Here is a 243-nt window from a genome sequence, read left to right as displayed (position 1 = left end):
ACGTGAAAGCTCGGAATTGTAGCATTCCACGAGTCTTGTTAATTTCAAATCACACCCGTCACAACAACGCACAGCTGCGAATAGTGCATAAATTAAAGCACGGATATAGATTTCCAGTTTAGATATCTCACAGATAAACCGCGTAGGCTGAAATATTCCATTGTTTTTGCAAAGTTCGTCTTCAAAGTATTCACTCGCGCGTATCTCGGTGTAGACACTCCTGTACGAATTATTTGCAATCAG

The 243-nt window shown here is 40.7% G+C and carries 1 protein-coding gene; it reads right to left on the bottom strand.

The window, feature by feature from the left end:
* Positions 1 to 92: 92 nt before the first annotated feature.
* Positions 93 to 218, bottom strand: coding sequence for a hypothetical protein (locus KVT31_RS30940; protein ID WP_368859000.1), 126 nt, complete (start codon positions 216 to 218; stop codon positions 93 to 95).
* Between the last annotated feature and the right edge of the window lie 25 nt (positions 219 to 243).

The sequence above is a fragment of the Bacillus sp. GbtcB14 genome (assembly GCF_019091205.1).
Classification (GTDB): Bacteria; Bacillota; Bacilli; order Bacillales; family Bacillaceae_G; genus Bacillus_A; species Bacillus_A cereus_AG.
This window is presented reverse-complemented; position numbering and strand designations above follow the sequence as displayed.